General features: G+C 70.2%; 18 protein-coding genes. 16 read left to right on the forward strand and 2 right to left on the reverse strand.

Annotated features, from left to right (window positions below; all coding sequences use genetic code 11):
* Nucleotides 1-52 precede the first annotated feature (52 nt).
* From ABZ826_RS00175 to ABZ826_RS00185, 3 genes are all read left to right on the forward strand, one after another.
* On the forward strand, nucleotides 53-538 hold the full coding sequence (locus tag ABZ826_RS00175) for an acyl carrier protein (protein ID WP_361439744.1): 486 nt from the start codon (nucleotides 53-55) through the stop codon (nucleotides 536-538).
* A gap of 5 nt (nucleotides 539-543) precedes the next feature.
* Nucleotides 544-3759 carry a type I polyketide synthase gene (locus tag ABZ826_RS00180; protein WP_361439747.1) on the forward strand — a complete coding sequence of 1072 codons (3216 nt, stop codon included), beginning with the start codon at nucleotides 544-546 and terminating at the stop codon, nucleotides 3757-3759.
* Nucleotides 3760-3823: 64 nt separating this feature from the next.
* Nucleotides 3824-5392 carry a long-chain-fatty-acid--CoA ligase gene (locus tag ABZ826_RS00185; RefSeq protein WP_361439750.1) on the forward strand — a complete coding sequence of 523 codons (1569 nt, stop codon included), beginning with the start codon at nucleotides 3824-3826 and terminating at the stop codon, nucleotides 5390-5392.
* Between the two features lie 123 nt (nucleotides 5393-5515).
* On the opposite strand, the gene ABZ826_RS00190 is transcribed toward ABZ826_RS00185, so the two are convergent.
* The gene (locus ABZ826_RS00190) at nucleotides 5516-6298 is read right to left on the reverse strand and encodes an alpha/beta fold hydrolase (RefSeq protein ID WP_361439753.1); all 783 of its coding nucleotides are present in this window, start codon (nucleotides 6296-6298) and stop codon (nucleotides 5516-5518) included.
* Nucleotides 6299-6469: 171 nt separating this feature from the next.
* On the opposite strand from ABZ826_RS00190, the gene ABZ826_RS00195 reads away from it, so the two are divergent.
* Nucleotides 6470-7972: an MFS transporter gene (locus ABZ826_RS00195; RefSeq protein WP_361439756.1), complete on the forward strand. Its 1503-nt coding sequence runs from the start codon at nucleotides 6470-6472 to the stop codon at nucleotides 7970-7972.
* 24 nt (nucleotides 7973-7996) lie between these two features.
* On the opposite strand, the gene ABZ826_RS00200 is transcribed toward ABZ826_RS00195, so the two are convergent.
* Nucleotides 7997-8884, reverse strand: a complete 888-nt coding sequence (locus ABZ826_RS00200; RefSeq protein WP_361439759.1) for a helix-turn-helix transcriptional regulator — start codon at nucleotides 8882-8884, stop codon at nucleotides 7997-7999.
* Between the two features lie 459 nt (nucleotides 8885-9343).
* Between ABZ826_RS00200 and ABZ826_RS00205 the strand changes: the two genes are divergently transcribed.
* From ABZ826_RS00205 to ABZ826_RS00260, 12 genes are all read left to right on the forward strand, one after another.
* Entirely contained in the window at nucleotides 9344-10963 is a 1620-nt protein-coding gene (locus ABZ826_RS00205) for an aldehyde dehydrogenase family protein (RefSeq protein ID WP_361439762.1), read from the forward strand.
* Nucleotides 10963-12102 (forward strand): acyl-CoA dehydrogenase family protein, encoded by a 1140-nt coding sequence (locus ABZ826_RS00210; protein WP_361439765.1) that lies wholly within the window; start codon nucleotides 10963-10965, stop codon nucleotides 12100-12102. Before ABZ826_RS00205 ends, ABZ826_RS00210 begins: the two co-directional genes overlap by 1 nt.
* A 17-nt stretch (nucleotides 12103-12119) precedes the next feature.
* Entirely contained in the window at nucleotides 12120-13388 is a 1269-nt protein-coding gene (locus tag ABZ826_RS00215; protein ID WP_361439768.1) for an aminotransferase class III-fold pyridoxal phosphate-dependent enzyme, read from the forward strand.
* A 72-nt stretch (nucleotides 13389-13460) separates the two neighbouring features.
* On the forward strand, nucleotides 13461-13985 hold the full coding sequence (locus ABZ826_RS00220; protein WP_361439771.1) for an SRPBCC family protein: 525 nt from the start codon (nucleotides 13461-13463) through the stop codon (nucleotides 13983-13985).
* Complete coding sequence (locus tag ABZ826_RS00225) at nucleotides 13985-14488, forward strand: hypothetical protein (protein ID WP_361439774.1); 504 nt, start codon at nucleotides 13985-13987, stop codon at nucleotides 14486-14488. The genes ABZ826_RS00220 and ABZ826_RS00225 overlap by 1 nt, the downstream gene beginning before the upstream one ends.
* Nucleotides 14485-15021, forward strand: coding sequence for a flavin reductase family protein (locus tag ABZ826_RS00230; protein WP_361439777.1), 537 nt, complete (start codon nucleotides 14485-14487; stop codon nucleotides 15019-15021). The genes ABZ826_RS00225 and ABZ826_RS00230 overlap by 4 nt, the downstream gene beginning before the upstream one ends.
* Entirely contained in the window at nucleotides 15018-15974 is a 957-nt protein-coding gene (locus tag ABZ826_RS00235; protein WP_361439780.1) for a VlmB-like protein, read from the forward strand. The genes ABZ826_RS00230 and ABZ826_RS00235 overlap by 4 nt, the downstream gene beginning before the upstream one ends.
* Complete coding sequence (locus tag ABZ826_RS00240) at nucleotides 15971-17002, forward strand: beta-ketoacyl-ACP synthase III (RefSeq protein WP_361439783.1); 1032 nt, start codon at nucleotides 15971-15973, stop codon at nucleotides 17000-17002. The genes ABZ826_RS00235 and ABZ826_RS00240 overlap by 4 nt, the downstream gene beginning before the upstream one ends.
* Before the next feature lie 72 nt (nucleotides 17003-17074).
* Nucleotides 17075-17314, forward strand: coding sequence for an acyl carrier protein (locus ABZ826_RS00245; protein WP_361439786.1), 240 nt, complete (start codon nucleotides 17075-17077; stop codon nucleotides 17312-17314).
* Nucleotides 17311-18555: a beta-ketoacyl-[acyl-carrier-protein] synthase family protein gene (locus ABZ826_RS00250; RefSeq protein WP_361439789.1), complete on the forward strand. Its 1245-nt coding sequence runs from the start codon at nucleotides 17311-17313 to the stop codon at nucleotides 18553-18555. The genes ABZ826_RS00245 and ABZ826_RS00250 overlap by 4 nt, the downstream gene beginning before the upstream one ends.
* Before the next feature lie 38 nt (nucleotides 18556-18593).
* Nucleotides 18594-19643: an acyl-CoA desaturase gene (locus tag ABZ826_RS00255; protein WP_361439792.1), complete on the forward strand. Its 1050-nt coding sequence runs from the start codon at nucleotides 18594-18596 to the stop codon at nucleotides 19641-19643.
* 316 nt (nucleotides 19644-19959) lie between these two features.
* Nucleotides 19960-20778: an AfsR/SARP family transcriptional regulator gene (locus tag ABZ826_RS00260; protein WP_361439795.1), complete on the forward strand. Its 819-nt coding sequence runs from the start codon at nucleotides 19960-19962 to the stop codon at nucleotides 20776-20778.
* Nucleotides 20779-20802: the final 24 nt, after the last annotated feature.

Below are 20802 nucleotides of genomic sequence, written 5' to 3' on the forward strand. Positions count from 1 at the left end.
CCCACGAAGCACGGTACGGGGGCTCTTGCGGCGGCTCGACGTGGTGGAGGCGATGGCAGTGAGTGCGGTGGACGAACGCCCTTCGGGGCCCGAGACGGTGGGCGCCACCACGGTCGTGGAGGACCTGCTCGATCTCGCCCGGTCCGAGCGGCGGCAGGCCTTGGAGGACCTCGTCGTCGCCGAGTTCAAGATCGCGCTGCTCATGGAGGACGATGACGAACTCCCCATGGACGAGAGCTACTTCGACCTGGGTCTCACCTCACTGACGATCACCGATCTGAAGCAGGGCCTGGAGTCGATGATCGGGCACGAACTCAGCGCGAACCTGCTGTTCAACAGCCCCACCGTGGGTCAGCTGATGGACCACATCTGCGACGAGCTGCTCCCCGGCCTGTTCCGTCCGGCGCGCGCGTCCGCGCCCGGCGACGGGGCCACGTCCGGTGCCGCCCCCGGCCCCCGCGCCGCCGCCCCCGCCGGCCCTTCGGCGGACGATCTGGTCGACGAAGCCCTCAAGAACCTCTACCAGGGACAGGGGTAGGAGACATGGCAGACCTGGACGACGCGACCACCGCCGACGCCCTGGCGCAGGCCAGGGAGGATCTGCGCAGGCAGCGTGAGCTCCTGAAGGAGCTGCTGCGGGAGAAGTACGAACCGATCGCGATCGTGGGCGTCGGCCTGCGCTTTCCCGGCGGGAACAACTCCCTGGAGGAATTCACCGAGTTCCTGCGCGAGGGACGCAGCGCCATCGGCCCGCTCCCGAAGGACCGCTGGGACGTCGAGGCATACGCGTCCGGTGAGGGCCGCGGCGTCATCCGGACCACGGGCGGCGGCTTCCTCGACGGCCTCGAACGGTTCGACCCCAAGTTCTTCAGGACGGCCCCGGCCGAGGCGCACTGTCTGGACCCGCAACAGCGGCTGGTGCTGGAGACGGCGTGGGAGTCCCTCGAACACGCCGGAATCGACCCGACCGCACTGCGGCACGGCAACGGCGGCATCTACGTGGGCGCCAGCTCCCTCGACTACGTGATGGAGATGGACGAGCTTCCCGACGACGAACTGGACGGCCGGATCGCGGCCGGGGTCTCGCACTCGGGCATCTGCGGCAGACTCTCGTACTTCCTCGGCTGGCGCGGGCCCTCCATCACCGTGGACACCGCCTGCTCGGCCTCCCTCGTCGCGCTCCACCTCGCCGTACAGGGGCTGCGCCGCCGCGAGTGCGACATCGCCCTGGCCGGTGGGGTCAACGCCATCCACCACCCCCGGAGCACCGCGCTCTTCTCCGATCTCACCGCGCTCTCGCCCGACGGCCTCTGCAAGACCTTCGACGACGCGGCCGACGGCTACGGCCGGGCCGAGGGCTGCGGCATGATCGTGCTGAAGCGGCTCTCGGACGCCAGGCGCGACGGCGACACCGTCCTGGCGCTCGTCCGTGGCAGCGCCGTCGGGCAGGACGGGGAGAGCGCCGGGCTCACCGTGCCCAACGGCGCCGCGCAGGAGACCCTGTTGCGGCGGGCGCTCAGCAGCGCCCGGCTGGAGCCCGGCGACATCCAGTACGTGGAGGCACACGGCACCGGAACCCCTCTCGGGGACCCGATCGAGATCGGTGCGATCAGCGAGGTCTTCGCGGAGTCGCACAGCAGGAACGATCCGGTGATCGTCGGCTCGGCCAAGACCAATCTCGGACACATGGAGCCGGCCGCGGGGATCGGCGGAGTCATCAAGGCCGTCGCCCAGCTGCGCAGCGGCGAGATCTTCCCCCACCTCAACTTCGAGAAGCCGTCGTCACGCATTCCCTGGGAGGTCTCTCCGGTCGAGATCCCCACGGAGACCCGCCCCTGGACGTCCGGCACCCGACGCGCGATGGTCAACTCCTTCGGCTTCGCCGGAACTCTGGCGTCCGCAATCCTCGAAGAGGCACCCGCCGACGCGGACGCCCCCGCCCGAGAACAGGCGGACCCGACCGGGGACGCGAGCCGCGAGGCCGATGGCGGGTCCGGGGACGCGAGCCGCGCCGGCCGGTCCGGGGACGCGAGCCGCGAGGCGGACGGGCGGCCCGACGGCGCCGGCCGGGAACGCGGTCATGTCTTCACGCTGTCCGCGAAGTCGGCCCGCTCCCTCGCCCTGCAGATCGAGCGCTACCAGCGACTGCTGGCCGACCGGCCCGACCTGCCCGTCGACGCCGTCTGCTACACCGGCAACGCCGGTCGCGCCCACTTCGACCACCGGATCGCCGGCGTCGTCCGCGACCACGCCGGTCTCTCCGCCCTGCTGGCCGACCGGGCCACCAGGCCCGTGGCCGACAGGCCGGAGGCCGTACGCAAAGCGGTCTTCCTGTTCACCGGACAGGGCGCGCAGCACCCGGGCATGGGCCTCGCCCTGTACGGGCGCCACCCGCTCTTCCGCCGAACCGTCGACGAGCTGGACGAGTTGTTCGCCCCGCATCTGGGCCGCTCCATCCGCGAGTTGATGTTCGGCCGTACCGAGGACGCCGAGGAGCTGCATCGCACCCGGTACACCCAGCCCGCCCTGTTCGTCCTGGAGTACGCGTTGGCGCGGCTGTGGCTCTCCTGGGGCGTGCGGCCCTCCGCCGTCATCGGTCACAGCATCGGCGAGGTGGTCGCCGCGACCGTCGCCGGACTCTTCACCGTGGCCGACGCGGTCCGGCTGGTGGCGGTCCGGGCCCGGCTGATGGACTCGGTGACCGCTCCCGGCGGCATGGCGGCCGTCGGGGCCGCCGCCGAGACGGTGAACGCCCTGGTGGAGTCGTACGAGGACCTCGCCGTCGCCGCGTACAACGCACCCACGCAGTGCGTCATCTCGGGAGGCGCCGCCTCGCTGGACGCGGCGACCACCGAGCTGGCCGCCGAGGGCGTGCGGGTCAAGCGGCTGCCCGTCTCGCACGCCTTCCACTCACCGCTGATGGGCGCGGTCACCGAGGAGTTCCGGGCGGCCTTCGACGACATCGTCTTCCACGAGCCCGAGTTCACCCTGATCTCCAACCTCACGGGCCAGGTGGCCCGTTGGCGGGACATCTCCAAGCCCGACTACTGGGTCCGGCACATCGCCGAACCGGTGGACTTCGCGGCCGGGATGCGCACCGTGGCCCGGCGCGGCAGGCACGCGTACATCGAGATCGGGCCGTCCGCCACGCTGTCCTCGCTGGCCCGGGAGAACCTCGACGCCCCGGGCGACATCTGGCTGCCCAGCCTGCGCGCGTCGCAACAGGACGACCTGGCGCTGCTGTCGTCGGCGGCCAAGCTGTACGCCGCCGGATACCCGGTGTCCTGGACCGGCTTCCACGCGGAGCGGCGGATACGGCGGGTGGTGCTGCCGGGCTACGCCTTCGACCGCCAGGAGTACTGGCTCCGGTCGGCGAACCCGCGCCGCTTCTCGCGCGGGACCGGAGCGGGTGTCCGGCCGAACACCACACCGGACGCCCCGGAGGCCGGGCCCGTCGCCACCGCCCCGGCGGAGCTGGACACCGGGCGACTGCTCTCCATGGGCCACGACGAACGGCTCGCCGCCCTCACCGGACACATCCGTGCGCTGATGGCCGTCGAGCTCCAGTTCGACGACCCCGCGGAGATCGAACCCGGCGCGCACTTCCTCGACCTGGGCCTGGACTCGCTGGCCGCCGCCCGGCTCAGCGGGCAGTTGGGCACGGCCCTGGGCCGCAGGACCACGGTGTCCGAGGTTCTGGACCACCCCAGCGCACGCTCCCTGGCCGAGTTCGCCGAGCAACGGCTGACCTCGGACTGAACCCCGCGCCGCATCCGGCCGGGCAGCAACCTTCCGAACAGCCGGACCTGTTGATGGAGAGACCATGGACGAGGCCACGCCAGAGACACTCGCCGCCATCCCCGGACACCACGCCGCAGTCCGGCCCGATCACGTCGCCGTGATCCACCTCGGCACCGAGGTGACGTACGCCGAACTCGACCGTGAGAGCAACCGCGCCGCGCATGCCCTGCTCGCCGCGGGGCTCGCTCCCGGCGACCGGGTCGCGTTCCTCGGCATGGAGTCGCAGTACTACTACGAGATCGCCTTCGCCTGTGCCAAGAGCGGCACCGTCCTGGTACCGGTCAACTGGCGGCTCATCGAGAGCGAGGTCGAGCACCAGTTGCGCGACTCCTGCGCCCGGCTGCTCTTCGTGGAGGAGGAGTACCGCGCCACCGCCGAGCAGATCGAGACCGAACTGCCGGAGCTGAAAACGATCGTCGGAATGGACGTCCTGGGACGGCGCGGCGCGGGCTACGCGGACTGGAAGTCCGGCTTCCCGGACTCCGGCACCGGATATCGCCCCGACCCCGCCCAGCCCGTCGCCCAGATGTACACGAGCGGCACCACCGGACTGCCCAAGGGCGTGGTCCTGCCCCACCGGAGCTTCTTCGCGCTGGGCCGCGCCATGGACGACAACGGCCTGGACTGGGTGGACTGGAAACCCGGCGACAAGAGCCTGATCGGGCTGCCGGGACTGCACATCGCCGGGCTCTCCTGGTCCATGCAGGGGTTCACCGCCGGTGTGACGAACGTGGTCATGCGGATGTTCGTCGCGCAGGAAGCGGTCGCCCTGATCAGGGACGTGGGCGTCACCACCACGTTCGTCGCCCCGGCCATGCTCCAGATGATGCTGGCCGAGCCCGCCGCGTCCAAGGAGACCTTCGCGACGTTGCGCAAGGCGGTCTACGGCGGCTCGCCGATCGCGGAGGAGTTGCTGGTCCGCTCCCTCGACGTGCTGGAGGCCGATCTGGTGCAGGCCTACGCCGCCACCGAGACGGGCAACGCGGTGGCCCTGCTGCCGATGCCCGACCACATACCGGGAAGCCCCCGGCTGCGTGCCGCCGGGCGCGCGTGCCCGGGGGTGGAGATACGGATCGTCGCCGACGGCAGGACCTGTGCGACGGGGGAGACCGGTGAGGTGTGGGTGCGGTCGGCCGCGGTCATGCTGGGCTACTGGAACCTGCCGGAGGCCACCGCGCGGACCCTGACGGACGGATGGCTGCGGATGGGGGACGCCGGCTACCTCGACGAGGACGGCTATCTCTATCTCTGCGACCGGATCAAGGACACGATCATCGTCGCCGGGGAGAACGTCTACCCCGGCGAGGTGGAGGAGGCACTCGGTAAGCACCCCGCGGTGGCCGAGGTGGCGGTCATCGGAGCCCCGCACCCCCGTTGGGGCGAGGCGGTGCATGCCTGCGTGGTGCTGAACGAGGGTATGCGGGCGACCCCGAGGGAACTGATGCTGTCCCTGAAGGGGCGGATCGCCGACTTCAAGATCCCCGTCCGGTACGACTTCCTGGACGGCCTGCCCCGCAACTCGACCGGCAAGGTGCTCCGCCGCGAACTGCGGGACCGGTTCTGGGCGGGGCGGGCCAGCAAGATCCACTGACGGCTGACGGTGGTACCGGTACCGGTGCCGAAACCGAAACCGAAACCAGCTTCGGCCCCGGCGTCGGCTCCTGCACCGGCCTCGGCACCGAAGCCGGTGCGAGAGCCGAAGCCAGTGCCGGTGTCAGCCCCGGCGCGGGCCCGCCGCGCCGCGGCGCAGCCGGCGCGCCAGATCCGCGCCCACCGCCATGGCCTGCTCGTAGATGTAGAAGTGACCGCCCGGCAGCTCGTTGAGCCCCAGGAACGCGTCCGCCCGGTCGGCCCACGCGCCCATGGCGCCCCCGCCCAGAAGCGGGTCCGAGGCCCCGCCGTAGGCCACCACCGGGCAGTCGACCCGCGCACGGTCGTCCGTGTATCCGTTGACCACGGTGAAATCGGCGCGCAGCGTGGGGAGTACGAGGTCGAGCAGCTCGCGGTTGCCGGTGACCTCCGGCGGCAGGCCCCCGAACTCCCCCACACGGGACAGGAATTCCTCGTCGGAGAGCTGGGCGACGGGCACCGGGCTCGGCCGGTGCGCGCCCCCCTCCCATCCGGAGACCGCGAGCAGAGCGGGAGCGGGGGCACCGTCCTTCTGCAGGGCGAGGGTCAACCGATAGGCGATCAGCGCGCCCATGCTGTGCCCGAAGAACGCGAAGCGACGTCCGTCGAGGTCGTCCTCCAGGGCCTCGTACACGGCCTCGACGAGGTCGTCCAGATCGGTGAACGCGGGGGTGGCGCGGCGGTTCTGCCGGCCGGGCAGCTGGACCGCCGCGACCTCCACGTCGTCGGGCAGCATCTGCGCCCAGCGGGCGTACGTCGCGGCCGACCCGCCCGCGTGGTGGAACACGTACAGCCGGCACGCCGCGTCGGGCCGTGCCCGGCCGGTGTGGAACCAAGCGGCGCCGAGCCCCGCGTTCTCCTGGACCATCTGCCCCTCCCGCGCTTGCGCCGCGACGGACGGGGACCTTGCCGCCACCGCCGCCTCGTGTCCGTACCACTCGACGCTAGGCAGCGGGCAGGGGCCGGACAATTACCTGCCAGGTAATCGACACCCTCTCCACCGCGCGCGGAAGGTGGCGGAACTCGTACTGGTTCGAGCGTGGGGAAGAGCGCTGTGAACGACGTCAACACCGCACCACCGAAAGCGGGCCGCGCCACCGCGGAGGGAACCGGCTCCCTGGCCTTGCCGGTGATCCTGGCCGGCACCTTCATGGTCGTACTCGACTTCTTCATCGTGAACGTCGCGATCCCCGCGGTGCAGAGCGAACTCGGTGCGAGTACGGCCCAGGTCCAGCTGATCGTGGCCGGATACGGGCTGGCGTACGCCTGTGGCCTGATCACGGCGGGACGGCTGGGCGACATCTTCGGCCGACGCCGGCTGTACGTCATCGGGCTGCTGCTGTTCACGGCGGCCTCGCTGGTGTGCGGGATCGCGCCCGACGCCTCGGTGCTGGTGCTCGCCAGGGTCGCCCAGGGCATCGGGGCCGCGGTGCTCTCGCCGCAGGTGCTGACCATTCTCGGGGTCACGTACACCGGTGCCTCCCGCGCTCGGGCGTTCACGGCGTACGGCCTGGTCCTGGCCTCGGCCTCGGTCGGCGGCCAGCTGATAGGCGGGGCGCTGATCCAGGCCGATGTCGCCGGGCTGGGCTGGCGCAGCTGCTTCCTGATCAATGTGCCGATCGGCGCCGCCGCTCTGCTGCTGACCCCGAAGCTGATCCCGGAGTCACGTGCCGAGGGGGCCGGCCGGCTCGACATCCCCGGGATGCTGCTGGTCACCCTGGGGCTGGTGGCCGTGGTGCTGCCGCTGGTCGAAGGCCGGGAGGCGGGCTGGCCGGCCTGGACCTGGGTGTGCCTGGTCCTCGCCGTGCCGTTCCTCGGAGCCTTCCTGCTGCATCAGCGACGGCTGTCGGCGAGCGGTGGCTCACCGCTGCTCGATCCGGGGCTCTTCCGCCAGCGTGCGTTCACCGTCGGACTGTTCGCGGTGATCGTCTTCTACTCGGGGATGGCCTCGTTCTTCCTCGTCCTCGCGCTGTATCTGCAGCAGGGCCGCGGACTGAGCGCACTGGACTCCGGTCTCACCTTCACGGTCATGGGCGTCGGGTTCTTCGTCACGTCCGTCTCCGGGCGGCGGCTCGGCGCGTGGCTGGGGCGACAGGCCCTGGCCCTCGGCGGAGTGTTCATCGCGGTCGGCCAACTGCTGCTCTTCCTCACGGTCTCCCGCATCGGCGTCGAGGGGAACATCTGGCTGCTCGCCCCGGCCCTGCTGCTCGACGGAGCAGGGATGGGAATGGTGATGGCGCCGCTCAACTCGACGGTCCTGGCCGGTATTCCGCCCCGTCTGGCCGGTGCGGCCTCGGGGGCCCTGACCACGATGATGCAGGTGGGCAACGCGCTGGGCGTCGCGCTGATCGGCATCATCTACTACGGCAGCGTCGACGCCGCCCCGGCGAGCGCCGCGGACGGGCTGGACGCCGGGCTGGTCTACCTGGCCGCCCTCGCGCTCGTCCTGGTCGTCGCCATCCAACTGCTGCCGGGAAAGCCCGTACCGGCGAAGCCGTCCGATTCGTGTATGCGCACCCGCATCCGCACCCGGACCCGCTGAGCGCACCCGCAGTCGCCGGTGCGCTCAGCGGCCGGTCGGCAGCAGGGGGGAGCCCTCCGGAACCGCGGCGCGCAGATGCTCGCTCCAGCGGTGGGAGTGGAGCGTGGCGGCCGTGTGCGTGTCGGCGGGATAGAAAGTCTCGATGGTCAGCTCCGCCAGCACGATGTCGACAGGCGCCACGAAGGCGGTCACGGCACTGAAGAAACTCAACTCGGTCCCGAGCGCGCGGATGTGCAGCGGAATCGCGATGTGGTGGGCGTCCGCCGGGTCGGGGGAGCTCGACTCGGACTCCAGCAGACCCGACGGGTAACGGTAGGCGCGAACCTCCTCGTACAGGGAGTCGAGCCGCTCGTCGTTGGTGAACGCGGCATCGCGCCGCAGCCGGGAGAGCAGATGCCGGCGCCACTCGGCGAAGTTGGTGATCCGCCGTGCCATACCCATCGGATGCAGCCCGAGCCGCACGACGTTGACGGGCGGCAGCAGCAACTCCTCCGCCACACCGTCCAGCAGCGCCATCGCCGATCTGTTGGCGCGGCACAGATCCGAGAAGGTGTCGAAGACCAGGGCGGGGTACGGCTCGTGGCCGGTGAGGAGCCGCTCGACGGCCTCATTGGCTCGATCCATGTGGGACTCGCCGATGGGAGTCTCCTCATAGGCCGGCGCATATCCGGCGGCCATGATCAAACGATTGCGCTGACGCACGGGCACGTCCAACTGGTCGCAGAGCCGCAGGAGCAGTTCGCGACTCGGCCTGGCGCGCCCGGTCTCTATGAAGCTCAGATGACGGCTGGATGTCTCCGCCATCAAGGCGAGTGCCATTTGGCTCAGATTGCGTCGGTGGCGCCACTCCCGGAGCATGGGGCCGATTCGATTGGGCTTCGTGTGTCCGCTGGGCATCGTGTGTCCGCGCATTAGTCCATGGTGGCAGGTGGACTTCACCCTTCCTGGCCCGGCCGTGAGCTGTAATAAACTTTGGCCGGAATGATTCGCCCATGGCCGCAGGGCTTTTAAGCCCCTGCCCCGGTGTTGGTCTCCTCGTAAATAAACAGCGAATCGACGATAAGAATCCGGACTGTCCTGATCTCGGACGTGTGGCCTCGTGCCCGTCCACTATCCGGATGGGTCAGTCGACCGTCAGGGCCGTATCAGTGCGCCCTGCCAGAATCGCCGACGTGCCGAGTCGCGCAGCTTTCGGCCACTTCCGTGTTTCCGCAGCCTTTGTCTCCGCAGCGTCCAGCGTCCAGCACCTCGGAAGGAAGACGTCGAATCGTGGAATCTCCCACAGGGACCTTCGGGCAAGTCGCCACGAGTGGTTCGCGGCCGTCCCGACCCGTGTTCCTCAGCTACGACTCGTATATCGCCGGACATGAGGTGCCGGCAGAAAGACACGTCTACACGGTGAAGACGTCGTCGATTCTTGACGATGTGTTCAGGAGCCTGACACTCAAGCGGAAACTGGAACGTGGTAAAGCCGATCCCGCGGACGCGGCGGACTTTGTCGTGGGACGCTGCGCGCTGGCCGACGACCGCACGGTCGAGGAGGCGTCCCGCGAAGCGGCCGCGGCGGCTCCGGTATGGGCCCGGTTTCCGCTGGAACAGCGTCTCGCGCTGGGCCGGGGAATCCGCGAACGGCTGCTCCGCCGCCACCTGGAGTTCGTCGACCTGCTCATCGCCGAAGGAAACCCCAGGGCGCTCGCCGAATGGCAGGTGGCCGGACTGCTGGAGATCTTCAGCGAGGAGACCCTCGGCTGGTGCGCCCGGCAGATGGAGCAGAGCATCGAGCACGCCGGCCGGCGGATGACCGTACGGCGGGTGGCGGACGGCGTGGTCGCCGTCAACCCGCCGCAGAACGCTCCCGCCAGCAGTGCCCTGTTCGGGATCACCCCGCTGATCGCCGGCAACGCCGTGGTCGTACGGGCCCCGCGCAGCGCACCGCTCGGCGTCATGTACGCGATGCGTGAGCTGGTCGCCCCGGCGCTCGACGACATCGGCGCTCCCCCGGGCACGCTCAATGTCTTCTGCTCCCGCCCCGGACCTGCCATCAAGAGCTGGCTGGAGAGCCCGCACATCAACGACATCTTCTACACCGGGGGCGTGACCACCGGCCTGGAGCTGGAGCGGGACTGCGTCGCGCACGGCAAGAAGCCCGTCCTCGAACTCGCGGGCAACGACGCCGTGCTGATCTGGCACGACGCCGATCTGGAGGCCGCCTGCGAGGCACTCGTCGAGTGCTTCTTCGGCTCGGGGCAGATCTGCATGGTGCCCAACCAGGTGATCGTGCACCCCGCCGTCGCCGAGCAGTTGCTGGAACGCCTGCGGCTGACCGCGTCACTGATCCGCCCGGGACTGCCCGAGGACCCCGGCGCGCTGCTCTCCCCCGTACTGCGCAGCGAGCGCTTCTACGCCTACGTCCAGGACGCCCTGGACAAGGGCGCCACCCTGGTCCACGGCGCCCGCCGGATGGAGACCGACGGCACACCCTCCGACACGGGCCTCTTCCTGGAGCCGACGGTCCTGCGGGTGGACGGCCTCGAACACTGCCGGGACATCGAGGCGGTCGCCGAGGAGACGTTCTTCCCGCTGCTGCCGGTCATCGTGCCCGAGCAGGCCCCCGACGGCGAACTGCTCGACCGGATGCTCGCCTATGTCAACAGCAACCCGTACGGGCTCCGCAACTCGCTGTGGGCCAAGGACGAGTCCGTCGCCGACCGCTTCGTGGACGAGGTGTCCAACGGCGGACTGCTCAAGGTCAACGACTCGCACATCGGTTTCCTGCCCTATCTGCCGACGCACGGCGGCACCGGTCGCACTGGCGGCGCCTTCGGCGAGGCCAACTACCCGATGCTGCGCACCACTCATCTGCAGGGTGTCTCCCGCGCCACCGGAGTACGGCCGCGCGAGGCGGTGTTCGGAGCGTACGCCGAGCTCGCCGGAATGCGTCCGGGGCCGCTGCCGACCACCACGCCGGTAAACAACTCTGAGGAGCAGTAATGCAGTTCATGCAAGCCGACCGAGATACCTGTGACGCGCTGCTGCCCGGCCTGCTGGACCGGCTGGCCGAAGTCCCCTTCGCCGAGCTGGAGTCCGGTGACAGCCCCGCCGTCGGGATCTTCCGTGACCACGGCGGATCCAATCTGCTGGTGCCCGCCGCGTTCGGCGGGGCGGACGCCACCGCGCTCCAGGCGGCCCGGGTGGTGCGCGCCCTGGGCGCCGCGGCCCCCTCCCTCTCCGTGGCGACGGCCATGCACCACTTCTCGATCGGCACGCTCTTCGGTGTCGCCGACACCTTCGCGGACGGCACGGACCTCGACGACCTGCTGCTGAAGCGGGTCTCCCAGGAACGCCTGCTGGTGGCCTCGGCCTTCGCCGAGGGACGCACCGAGCAGGGGATCCTCAGCCCCACCATGGAGGCCCGGCCGGTGGACGGCGGGTATCTGCTGACCGGCTCCAAGAAGCCGTGCAGCCTGTCGAAGTCCATGGATCTGATCACCGCGAGCGTCGGGATGCGCCGGCCGGACGGCTCGGTCGACATGGGCTTCCTGATCCTGCCCGCCGACACCCCCGGCATCAGCGTGCACCCCTTCTGGAAGACCAGCGCGCTGCAGGGCACCGAGAGCAACGAGGTGCGTCTGACCGATGTGTTCGTGACCGATCGGCAGATCCTCCAGCCGCCGGCCGAACTGGCCGAGGAGCTCAGCGAGCTCCAGGAGGTCGGACTGATCTGGTTCCAGATGATCGTGTGCGCCGCCTACACCGGCATGGCCAGCTCCCTGGTCGACCGGGTGCTCAAGCGCGGGCGCGGCGCCGCCGCCGACCGCGGGGCGCTCGCCGTCGGCATCGAGACCGCGGCCGCGCTCACCGAGGGACTGGCCCGGCGCGTCATGGACGGCGACACCGACAACGACGGGCTCGCGGCCGCCCTGGTCACCCGGTTCGGTGTGCAGAAGCTGATCGCCGAGATCACCTCACAGGCCGTGGAGATGCTCGGCGGCATGGCCTTCGTCTCCTCCTCCGACATCGCGTACCTCGCCGCGGCGACCCACGCGATCGCCTTCCACCCGCCGTCGCGCACCAGCACCGTCGACGGCCTGCTCGACTACTACGCCGGCCAGCCGCTGGTCGTGGCATGACACCGGGAGCGTCCACGATGACCACCACGTACACCGACACCGCGCCGGCGCCCGCCAAGGACCCGTACGCCGATCTCGTCAACCGCTACCGCCGCTTCCTGAGCAAGGGCCGCGCCTCGCTCGGCGAGATGTTCGGCGGCGATGTGGAGGTCGCCGCCGAGGGCCCCTGGATCCACACCGCGTCCGGGAGCCGCATCCTCAACTGCGGCGGATACGGCGTCTTCCTGATGGGCGCCCGGCACCCACGGGTCGTCGCCGAGGTGACCCGGCAGCTCAACACCAACCCGGTCGCCACCCGGCTGCTCCTCGAACCCGCCGTCGTCGACGCGGCCGAGGCACTGATCGACGTCGTTCCCGCCGGGTTGCAGAAGGTGCACTTCGCGGGCTCGGGCGCGGAGGCGGTGGAGGGCGCCATCAAGCTGGCGCGCGCCCAGGGCCGCGGCCGGCTGATCTCCATGGACCTCGGCTACCACGGCAAGACCATGGGCGCCCTCAGTCTCACCGCGAAGGACGTCTTCCAGGAACCGTTCCGGCCGTTGCTGCCGCAGGTCTCCCACGTGCCGTACGGCGACGCGGCCGCTCTGGAGGCCGAGCTGGCGCGCTACCCCGGAGAGGGCTGCGTCATCGTCGAGCCGGTGCAGGGCGAGGCCGGGGTGATCGTGCCGCCCGAGGGCTATCTGCGGGACGTGGCCCGGCTCTGCCGCGAGTACGACGCGCTCTTCGTGCTCGACGAGATCCAGACCGGACTCGGCCGCCTCGGCACCTGGTGGGGCGCCGACCGGGAGGGCGTCGTGCCGGACATCCTCCTGGTGGGCAAGGGGCTGGCCGGCGGTGTGGTGCCGGTCTCGGCGCTGGTCGCGACCCCTCAGGTGTTCCGGCCCTTCGACAAGGACCCGTTCATCCACACCTCGACCTTCTCCGGCAACCCGCTCGCGATGGCCGCCGCCCGCGGGGCGCTCGCCGCCATCAAGGAGGACTCCCTGGTCGAACGGTCCGACGAGCTGGGGCGGCTGCTGCTGACCGAGCTGGAGCGGATCGCGCGCGAGGTGCTCGGCCACCGGCTGCTCGAAGTACGCGGAGCGGGTCTGCTCATCGGCCTGGAGTTCACCGTGCCGGGACTGGCCGGGGACCTGCTCCTGGAGCTGATCGGCGCCGGCGTCCTCGCCAACCACTCGCTCAACTCCTCCACCGTCATGCGACTGACCCCACCGGCGGTGCTCAGCCAGGACGACGTGCAGTTCCTCCTCGACGCCTTCGAGAAGGCCGCCCTCGCCGTCATCGCCTGAGAGCCTGTCGGGCTCTGAGCTACCGGACCGTACGGCCGCCCTTCCCCCTGCGACAACTGGAGCAGAATCACCGTGAGAAGCATTCACCTCCTGGTGGCCCTGGACACCGAGAATCCCTCGGCGGCCTTCGAGACCATCGCGGACTTCACCCGCTTCGCGGACATCGCGGAGGACATCCACGTCGTCGAGACCCACCAGCCCACCGCCCCGAACGCACCCCGTGACAGCGACTGGGAGGTCAACTTCCGGCGCGGCATCATGCGTTGGAACGAGGCGGAGATCGTCGATCCGGAGAAGCTGAGGATCGAATTCGACCAGACCGACGGCGACTTCGAGGAATTCCGGGGCAGCTGGCAGCTCACCCCGGCCGGCTCCGGCATCGAGGTCCGCTTCGAGGTCACTTACGACTTCGGCATCGAGAGCCTCGTGGGAATCATGGACCCCATCGCCGAACGCGTGATCAAGCGGGCCATCTGCTCCGTACTCGAAGGGCTCTTCGGCTCCATCACGGTGCTGGAGGGCGGCGAGGCGCTCACCGATCTGCCCGGTCCCGCTCCGGAGCCGGCCCACTCGCTCTCCGCCCGAGGAGGCGCCTGATGGACGCGCTCAACCGCTTCGACACCAGGACCACCTACCGGCTGATCCGGCTCGAATACCTCTTCGCCCTCGGTGTCAGCTTCTACTTCTTCTTCCGGCACCTGGGCGACATCCGCTGGTGGCCCTTCGCCCTGCTCTTCGTCTACATCGATCTGATCGGCTACATCCCTGGCGCCATCGCCTACCACCGCAGCAGGACCAAGCGGATACCGAAGGCGTACTACGTGCTGTACAACACCATGCACAGCATGGCGACCCAGGGCGCCGTCGCCCTGCTGTGGATCCTGCTGATCGGCAACGAGTGGGCGCTGCTCGCCCTCCCCATCCATCTGTGCGGCGACCGGGCCCTGTTCGGCAATTTCCTGAAGCCGTTCGGTGTCAGCTTCGAGCCCGTCGTCCATCCGCAGTTCGCCGCGCTGGAAGCGGCCGTGGAGCAGGGAACGGGAAGGCCCCGGGCCTCCGCCCCCGCCCCGGCTCCCGCCCGTCAGTCCGCCACCTCATGAGCTCGCCGATCGGCACGGCGCACCGGCCGGTCGTCGAGACCACGGTGTGGAGCGCGGCCCGCAGGTTCCCCACCGGGGTGTCGGTGGTGACCGTGGGCAGCGGGGAAGCGGTGCACGGCAGCACGGTCAGCGCGTTCTCCTTCGTCTCCCACGAACCTCCGCTGATCTCCGTCTGTCTGCAGAACGACAGTTCGCTGCTCCCGCGCATCGCGCAGCACCGCGACTTCACCGTCAATGTGCTCGCCGCCCACCAGTCCGCGCTGGCCCGGCACTTCGCCAGCCGCTCCAAGAGCGTGGGACGCGCCCAGTTCCAAGGGGTGCAGTGGACGCCGGGCGAGGGCGGTGTGCCGAGGCTGCGGTCCGCCCTGAGCTGGCTGCACTGCCGGGTGCACGAATGCGTTCCGGCCGGGGACCACATGGTCGTACTGGCCACCGTGACGGCCTGCGCGACCGAGGGCGACGGGGCCCCACTGCTGTACTTCGCCGGGCATCTTCACCCCGGTCACATCCGGATCGAGGAGGAAACCACATGACCACGCAGATTCCCGCCGAGGCGGACTGGGACCAGGCCCCCGGACTGCTCGAAGGGGCCATGGACCTGGAGCTCACCGCGGCGGACTGCAACCTCCGCTACTGGCTGCAGGCCGTACCGCAGGGCACCCTGCGCGGCCGGCCGGACGGACACGACCCCGCGCTCACCGTGGCCCCGTACATGCTGGAGGGGCCGTTCTTCGAGGCCATCACCCAGGAGTACGCCTTCCGGGCACTGGCCGAGGAGAAGGCCACCCGGGTGCTGTCGTACCTGGTCCCGATCGCGCCGGACAACGACACGATGGAGTTCTATGCCACCCAGGTGCTGGACGAGTGCCGGCACGCCATGGTCTTCCGCAACCACCTGCTGGCGCTGGGCATCGCCCCCGAGCGGCTGGTCGAGGCCGTCGACGCCTTCGCCTCGCCGTACAAGGACAGCGTGCTGAAGCCGCTGGAGCAGCGCAGCCTGGAGATCATGCGTGACGACCGCGACTTCATCGGCGGCGTGGTGATGATGACCATCATCCTGGAGGGCGCCCTCGCCCCCGCCGCCGAACTGAGCGAGCGCAAGTGGCGTCCCCTCGACCCGGCGGCAGCGGAGATCGACAAGGGCGCCGGCATCGACGAGATCCGTCATCTGACGGTCGGGGCGGACATCGCGCGCCGTCATCTGCTCGACCACCCGCAGGACAAGGACCGGGTCGTCGAACTCATCCGCCGCGGCATGGACATGTGGGCGGAGCTCCCCACCCACGACATGGTGCACTGGCGCGAGGAGAGGTTCCAGGAGGGGCTGCGCCGCCACGGTGACGTGGTGGGCGACTACGAGATCTGGCCGGGCCGGCGGCTGATCGACACCACCGCGCAGGAGCGGCAGGACACCGCCGACCAGTGGTCCGACGACATGAAGGCCAAGCGCCTGAAGTACATGGGGCTGGAAGAGGCCCTCGCATGACGGGCCCGGCCGCGGCCGGGCGGCCGACCGCACCGGCCGCGGTGCTGTGCGGGCTCGGCGCCTGGCTGCCGCCCCGGGTGGTGACCAACGAGGAGCTCGCCGCCCGGCTGGACACCTCGGACGAGTGGATCCGGACCCGCACCGGCATCCGGCAGCGCCATGTGATCGAGCCCGGGATGTCCACCGGTTCGCTCGCCGTCGAGGCCGGGGCCAGGGCCCTGAAGTCGGCGCAGCAGGATTCCGTCGGCGCGGTGGTCCTCGCCACCACCACCCCGGACCGCCCGTGCCCGGCGACCGCCCCGGAGGTGGCCGCGCGGCTCGGTCTGGACGGCGTCCCGGCCTTCGACATCGGGGCCGTCTGCGCCGGATTCGTCTACGCACTGGCGACCGGGGCGGGCCTGATCGCCTCCGGCACCGCGGACGACGTCCTGGTGATCGGCGCGGACGCCTACTCGACACTGCTCGATCCCGAGGACCGCAGCACCGGTCCGATCTTCGGGGACGGTGCCGGAGCCGTCGTACTGCGCCGCGGCGAGGCGGACGAGCCGGGCGCGCTCGGCGGGTTCGACCTGGGCACCGACGGGCACCTCTCCGATCTGATCGAGGTACCGGCCGGAGGTTCGCGCCAGCGGGCCGGCGGCGTACCGGCCGGGCCCCGTGACCACTACTTCGCCATGCAGGGCAAGCAGGTGTTCCGGCACGCGGTGCTGCGCATGACCGGCTCCGTGCGCAAGGTCCTCGACCGGGCCGGCTGGACCGTGCGGGACCTCGACCGGCTCGCCGCCCACCAGGCCAACTCCCGCATTCTCGACGCCCTCACCGAACAGCTCGGGCTGCCGGGCGAACGCGCCCTGTCCAACATCGACCGGGTCGGCAACACCGCGGCGGCGTCCGTCCCGCTGCTGCTGGCCGACTCGGTGGCCGACGGCACCCTGCGCGCCGGCCACTCCGTGGTGCTCACCTCCTTCGGTGGCGGCCTCGCCTGGGGCTCCACCGCGCTGCGCTGGCCGCAGCTGGACGCCGTCTGACGGCAGGCACGAGCACACCGTCCCACCACCCGTCCCGTCCCACCCCCTGCGTACATCGTTAAGGAGACAGAGATGCCCAGCGTTCTCGACCGGATCACCGAGGTTCTCGTCAGCCGGTTCGGAGTCGAGCCGGAGGAGGTCACCGAAGACACCACGATGCGCGATCTCGACCTGGACTCGCTGGCCCTGGTCGAATTCGCCCTGGTCGCCGGCGGTGAGTTCGGCATACAGATCGACGACGAGGAGGTCGGCGCCGAATCGTCGGTCAAGGACCTGATCGCCCTCATCGACAACAAGAGCGCCGTGCTGTGATCTCCGACCGCGACAGCGCCGGGGCCCGTGACATCGCGGTCACCGGCCTCGGACTGGCGACTCCCGCGGGCATCGGGGTGGCGGAGAACTGGACGCGGGTCCTGGACGCCGAGCCGACCGCGGTCCGCGACCCCGGTCTGTCCGGGCTGCCGGTCGACTTCAGCTGCCGCGCCGCCGACTTCGACCCGGTGGCCCACTTCGGCAGGCGGCGGGCCTGGCGGCTCGACCGCTACGTACAACTGGCCCTGATCGCCGCGGCGGAGGCCGTCCACGAGAGCGGGCTCGACCCCGCCGACTGGGACGGGGCCCGGGTCGGCGTGGTCCTCGGCAACGCGCTCGGCGGCACCGCCACCTTCGAGCAGCAGGTCCGCACCCTCGACCGGCAGGGGGCGGCGTCCGTCTCGCCGATGCTGGTGCCGATGTCCGCGGTCAACATGGTGTCCGGTTACGCGGCCATGGAGTTCGGCGCCCTCGGTCCCAACCTGGTCACCGCCACGGCCTGTGCCTCGGGCGCCACCGCCATCGGCACGGCGCGGGACCTGCTGCGGTCCGGCACCTGCGACGTGGTGATCACGGGAGGCACCGAGGCGAGCCTGACCCCGACGGTGCTGACCGGGTTCGCCCGGATGGGAGCACTCTCCAGGCGGAGCGACGATCCGGCCGCGGCCTCCCGCCCGTTCGACACCGACCGGGACGGATTCGTGGCGGCGGAGGGCGCGGGGGTGCTGGTGCTGGAGCGGGAGGCCGACGCCCGCGCCCGCGGCGCCCGGGTGAGGGCCCGGCTGAGCGGGTACGGGGCGTCGGCCGACGCCCATCACGCCACCGCCCCCGACCCCGAGGGGCGCGGCGCCGAACGCGCGATCCGCACGGCACTGCGCGACGCGGGGGTGGCCCCGGACGAGGTCGACCACGTGAACGCGCACGGCACCTCGACCCCGCTCAACGACCTCACCGAGGCCCGGGTGCTGAAGCGGGTGCTCGGGACGCGTCCCGCGGTGACCTCGTCCAAGGGCGTGACCGGGCACTCGCTCGGCGCCGCGGGCGCCATCGAGGCGGCGCTCACCGTCCTCGCCCTGGAACAGGGGACCGTGCCGCCCACCGCCAACCTCGACAGCGTCGACCCCGCCATCGAGGTCGACATCGTGGCGAAGGCGCCCCGGGCCCTGCCGATCGGAGTCGCGCTGAGCAACTCCTTCGGATTCGGGGGGCAGAACGCCGTGCTCGTGTTCACCGCGGCCTGACCGCGGCGCCATTCGGCTCGACATGAAGGAGAACGCTCATGCCTGCCCGACAGGACTCGCTGACCATCTCGCCGACAGGCTCCTTCGAGGAACTGTCCGAACAGGTCAAGCAGGCCGGGCTGATGGATCCCCGGAAGGACTACTTCACCTTCAAGATAATCTCCAACCTCGTTCTGTTCGGGGCCTGCTGGGCGGCCCTGTTCTGGTTCGGGGACACCTGGTGGCAGCTGGTGACGGCGGTCGTGCTGGGACTGGCCTTCGTGCAGACCGGCTTCATCGCGCACGACACGGGCCACAAGCAGATCAGCAAGGCCAAGGTGCCCTCCGAGGTGCTCGGTGCCATCCACATGAACCTGCTGATGGGCACCGCGTACGGCTGGTGGATCAACCACCACAACCGGCACCACAGCAACCCCAACAACCTCGACCGCGACCCGGACACGATGCGCCGTCAGGTCATCTTCGACGTGGACGAGATGCCGGCGAAGGCGACGAGCGGCTTCAAGCGGTTCGTCATCCGCTTCCAGTCGGTGATGTTCTTCGTGCTGCTGGGACAGGAGGCCTGGCGGCTGCACGCGTCCGGCTTCAAGGCCGCGCGCGCGGGCGGGCTGCGCCGCCCCGTCCTGGAGCTCGGGCTGATCGGGGCGCACGCCGTGGTCTGCCTGGCCGCCGTGTTCACCGTGCTGTCACCACTGACCGGCGTGGTGTTCGTGCTCCTCAACCAGGCGGTGTTCGGACTGTATCTGGGAGCCGTCTTCGCCCCGAACCACAAGGGCATGGTGGTCTACCGCAGCGATGTCCAGCTCGACTGGCTCCACCGTCAGGTGCTGACGTCACGGAACATCCGGTCCAGCCGGCTGACCGACTTCATGTACGGGGGGCTGAATTACCAGATCGAGCATCATTTGTTCCCCGCCATGCCCCGTGTCAATCTTCGGCATGTGCGGCCGATGGTCATCGACTACTGTGCGGAGCACACCATCCCGTACCGCGAAGTGTCGGTCTGGGCGTCGTACCGCGAGGTGGCCGCCTTCCTCGGGCAGGTCAGCGACGAGGCTCGCAACGGCGCGGAACCGCAGGCTGCGTGAGTGTCACGGCCGGGTCCGACGGTGCCGGACCGCGCGTCGCCGCGCGGCTCCGGGTGCCGCCGGGCCCGTGTGCCGGATGGTACGCGGACGCTCGGTCGTACCCGCCGACGCACAGGTATTCTTGGCTCTTTTTTTGCACATCCCGCCGAGAATGGGTTTTATCACGGCCCCGGTGCGTCGTCAATTACTGAGTGGGTAATGGACTTTGCCAAATGCCCTCCTGCACAGTTGGTCGAGCGAGGGGCATGCTCGATAAACATTCGACGAGTGGCGGCCCTTCCCGACGGTCAACGGACGATTGGACGCGGGGGGATTCGTGACATTCAGGGTTCTTGGCTCAGTTGGAATATCAAGCGGAACCGGCCTGACCGCTTTACGGGGTGCCCGTCAGTGCACGTTGCTCGCGCTGCTGCTCCTGAAGGCGGGTGAGCCGGTGACCAAGGAGCAGTTCTTCGAGGAGCTGTGGGAGGAAGGAATACCGAGTCAGCCCGGAAACGCGTTACAGGCCCAGGTGGCCCGGCTGCGGAAGGTGCTCCGCGCCGAGCTCGGCGACGAGTTCGTCGGCCGGCGGCTCATCACCCGCCCGTCCAGCTACGTGCTGGACATCGATCCGCTGGAGGTGGACGTCCACCTCTTCGGCTCCCTGACAAAACAGGCGCGCGGGCTGACGCGGAACGATCCGGTCGCCGCGAGGGAGCTGTTCGACCGGGCCCTGTCGCTCTGGCACGGTGCGCCGCTGGAGGGCGTCACGGGCGGCCCGATCTGCCAGAGTGCCGCCGCGCAGTTCGAGGAGAACCGGCTCTCGGCCGTGGAAACGCGGATACAGCTCGACATCGCGATCGACGGATACGCGCAGGCCGTGAGCGAGTTGAAGATGCTCGCCTATCTCGCCCCCTGGCGGGAGCGGCTGTTCGAGCTGTTGATGGTGTGCCTCTACCGGCTCGGCCGTCAGGCCGAGGCCATACAGACCTACAACCAGTTGCGCAGCCGCCTGGTCGAGGAGTTCGGGATGGAGCCCTCGCCGAGCGTCAAGAGCTGCATGATGGCGATCCTCAACCAGGACCCGGCGCTGGGCGGCGCCGAACGGCTCGTGGTGGCACGTACCCCGCTGTGCGGTACCGCGGTCGCGTCCTGACCCGACGCCCCGGCACACCGCTCC

The organism is Streptomyces sp. NPDC047515, assembly GCF_040643055.1.
Lineage (GTDB): Bacteria > Actinomycetota > Actinomycetes > Streptomycetales > Streptomycetaceae > Streptomyces.

Bases quoted from the DNA above. Each gene is read 5' to 3' on its own strand.
- ABZ826_RS00175 (WP_361439744.1), top strand. From the start codon at position 53: ATGGCAGTGAGTGCGGTGGACGAACGCCCTTCGGGGCCCGAGACGGTG.
- ABZ826_RS00180 (WP_361439747.1), top strand. From the start codon at position 544: ATGGCAGACCTGGACGACGCGACCACCGCCGACGCCCTGGCGCAGGCC.
- ABZ826_RS00185 (WP_361439750.1), top strand. From the start codon at position 3,824: ATGGACGAGGCCACGCCAGAGACACTCGCCGCCATCCCCGGACACCAC.
- ABZ826_RS00190 (WP_361439753.1), bottom strand. From the start codon at position 6,298: ATGGTCCAGGAGAACGCGGGGCTCGGCGCCGCTTGGTTCCACACCGGC.
- ABZ826_RS00200 (WP_361439759.1), bottom strand. From the start codon at position 8,884: ATGCGCGGACACACGATGCCCAGCGGACACACGAAGCCCAATCGAATC.
- ABZ826_RS00210 (WP_361439765.1), top strand. From the start codon at position 10,963: ATGCAGTTCATGCAAGCCGACCGAGATACCTGTGACGCGCTGCTGCCC.
- ABZ826_RS00215 (WP_361439768.1), top strand. From the start codon at position 12,120: ATGACCACCACGTACACCGACACCGCGCCGGCGCCCGCCAAGGACCCG.
- ABZ826_RS00225 (WP_361439774.1), top strand. From the start codon at position 13,985: ATGGACGCGCTCAACCGCTTCGACACCAGGACCACCTACCGGCTGATC.
- ABZ826_RS00230 (WP_361439777.1), top strand. From the start codon at position 14,485: ATGAGCTCGCCGATCGGCACGGCGCACCGGCCGGTCGTCGAGACCACG.
- ABZ826_RS00235 (WP_361439780.1), top strand. From the start codon at position 15,018: ATGACCACGCAGATTCCCGCCGAGGCGGACTGGGACCAGGCCCCCGGA.
- ABZ826_RS00240 (WP_361439783.1), top strand. From the start codon at position 15,971: ATGACGGGCCCGGCCGCGGCCGGGCGGCCGACCGCACCGGCCGCGGTG.
- ABZ826_RS00245 (WP_361439786.1), top strand. From the start codon at position 17,075: ATGCCCAGCGTTCTCGACCGGATCACCGAGGTTCTCGTCAGCCGGTTC.
- ABZ826_RS00255 (WP_361439792.1), top strand. From the start codon at position 18,594: ATGCCTGCCCGACAGGACTCGCTGACCATCTCGCCGACAGGCTCCTTC.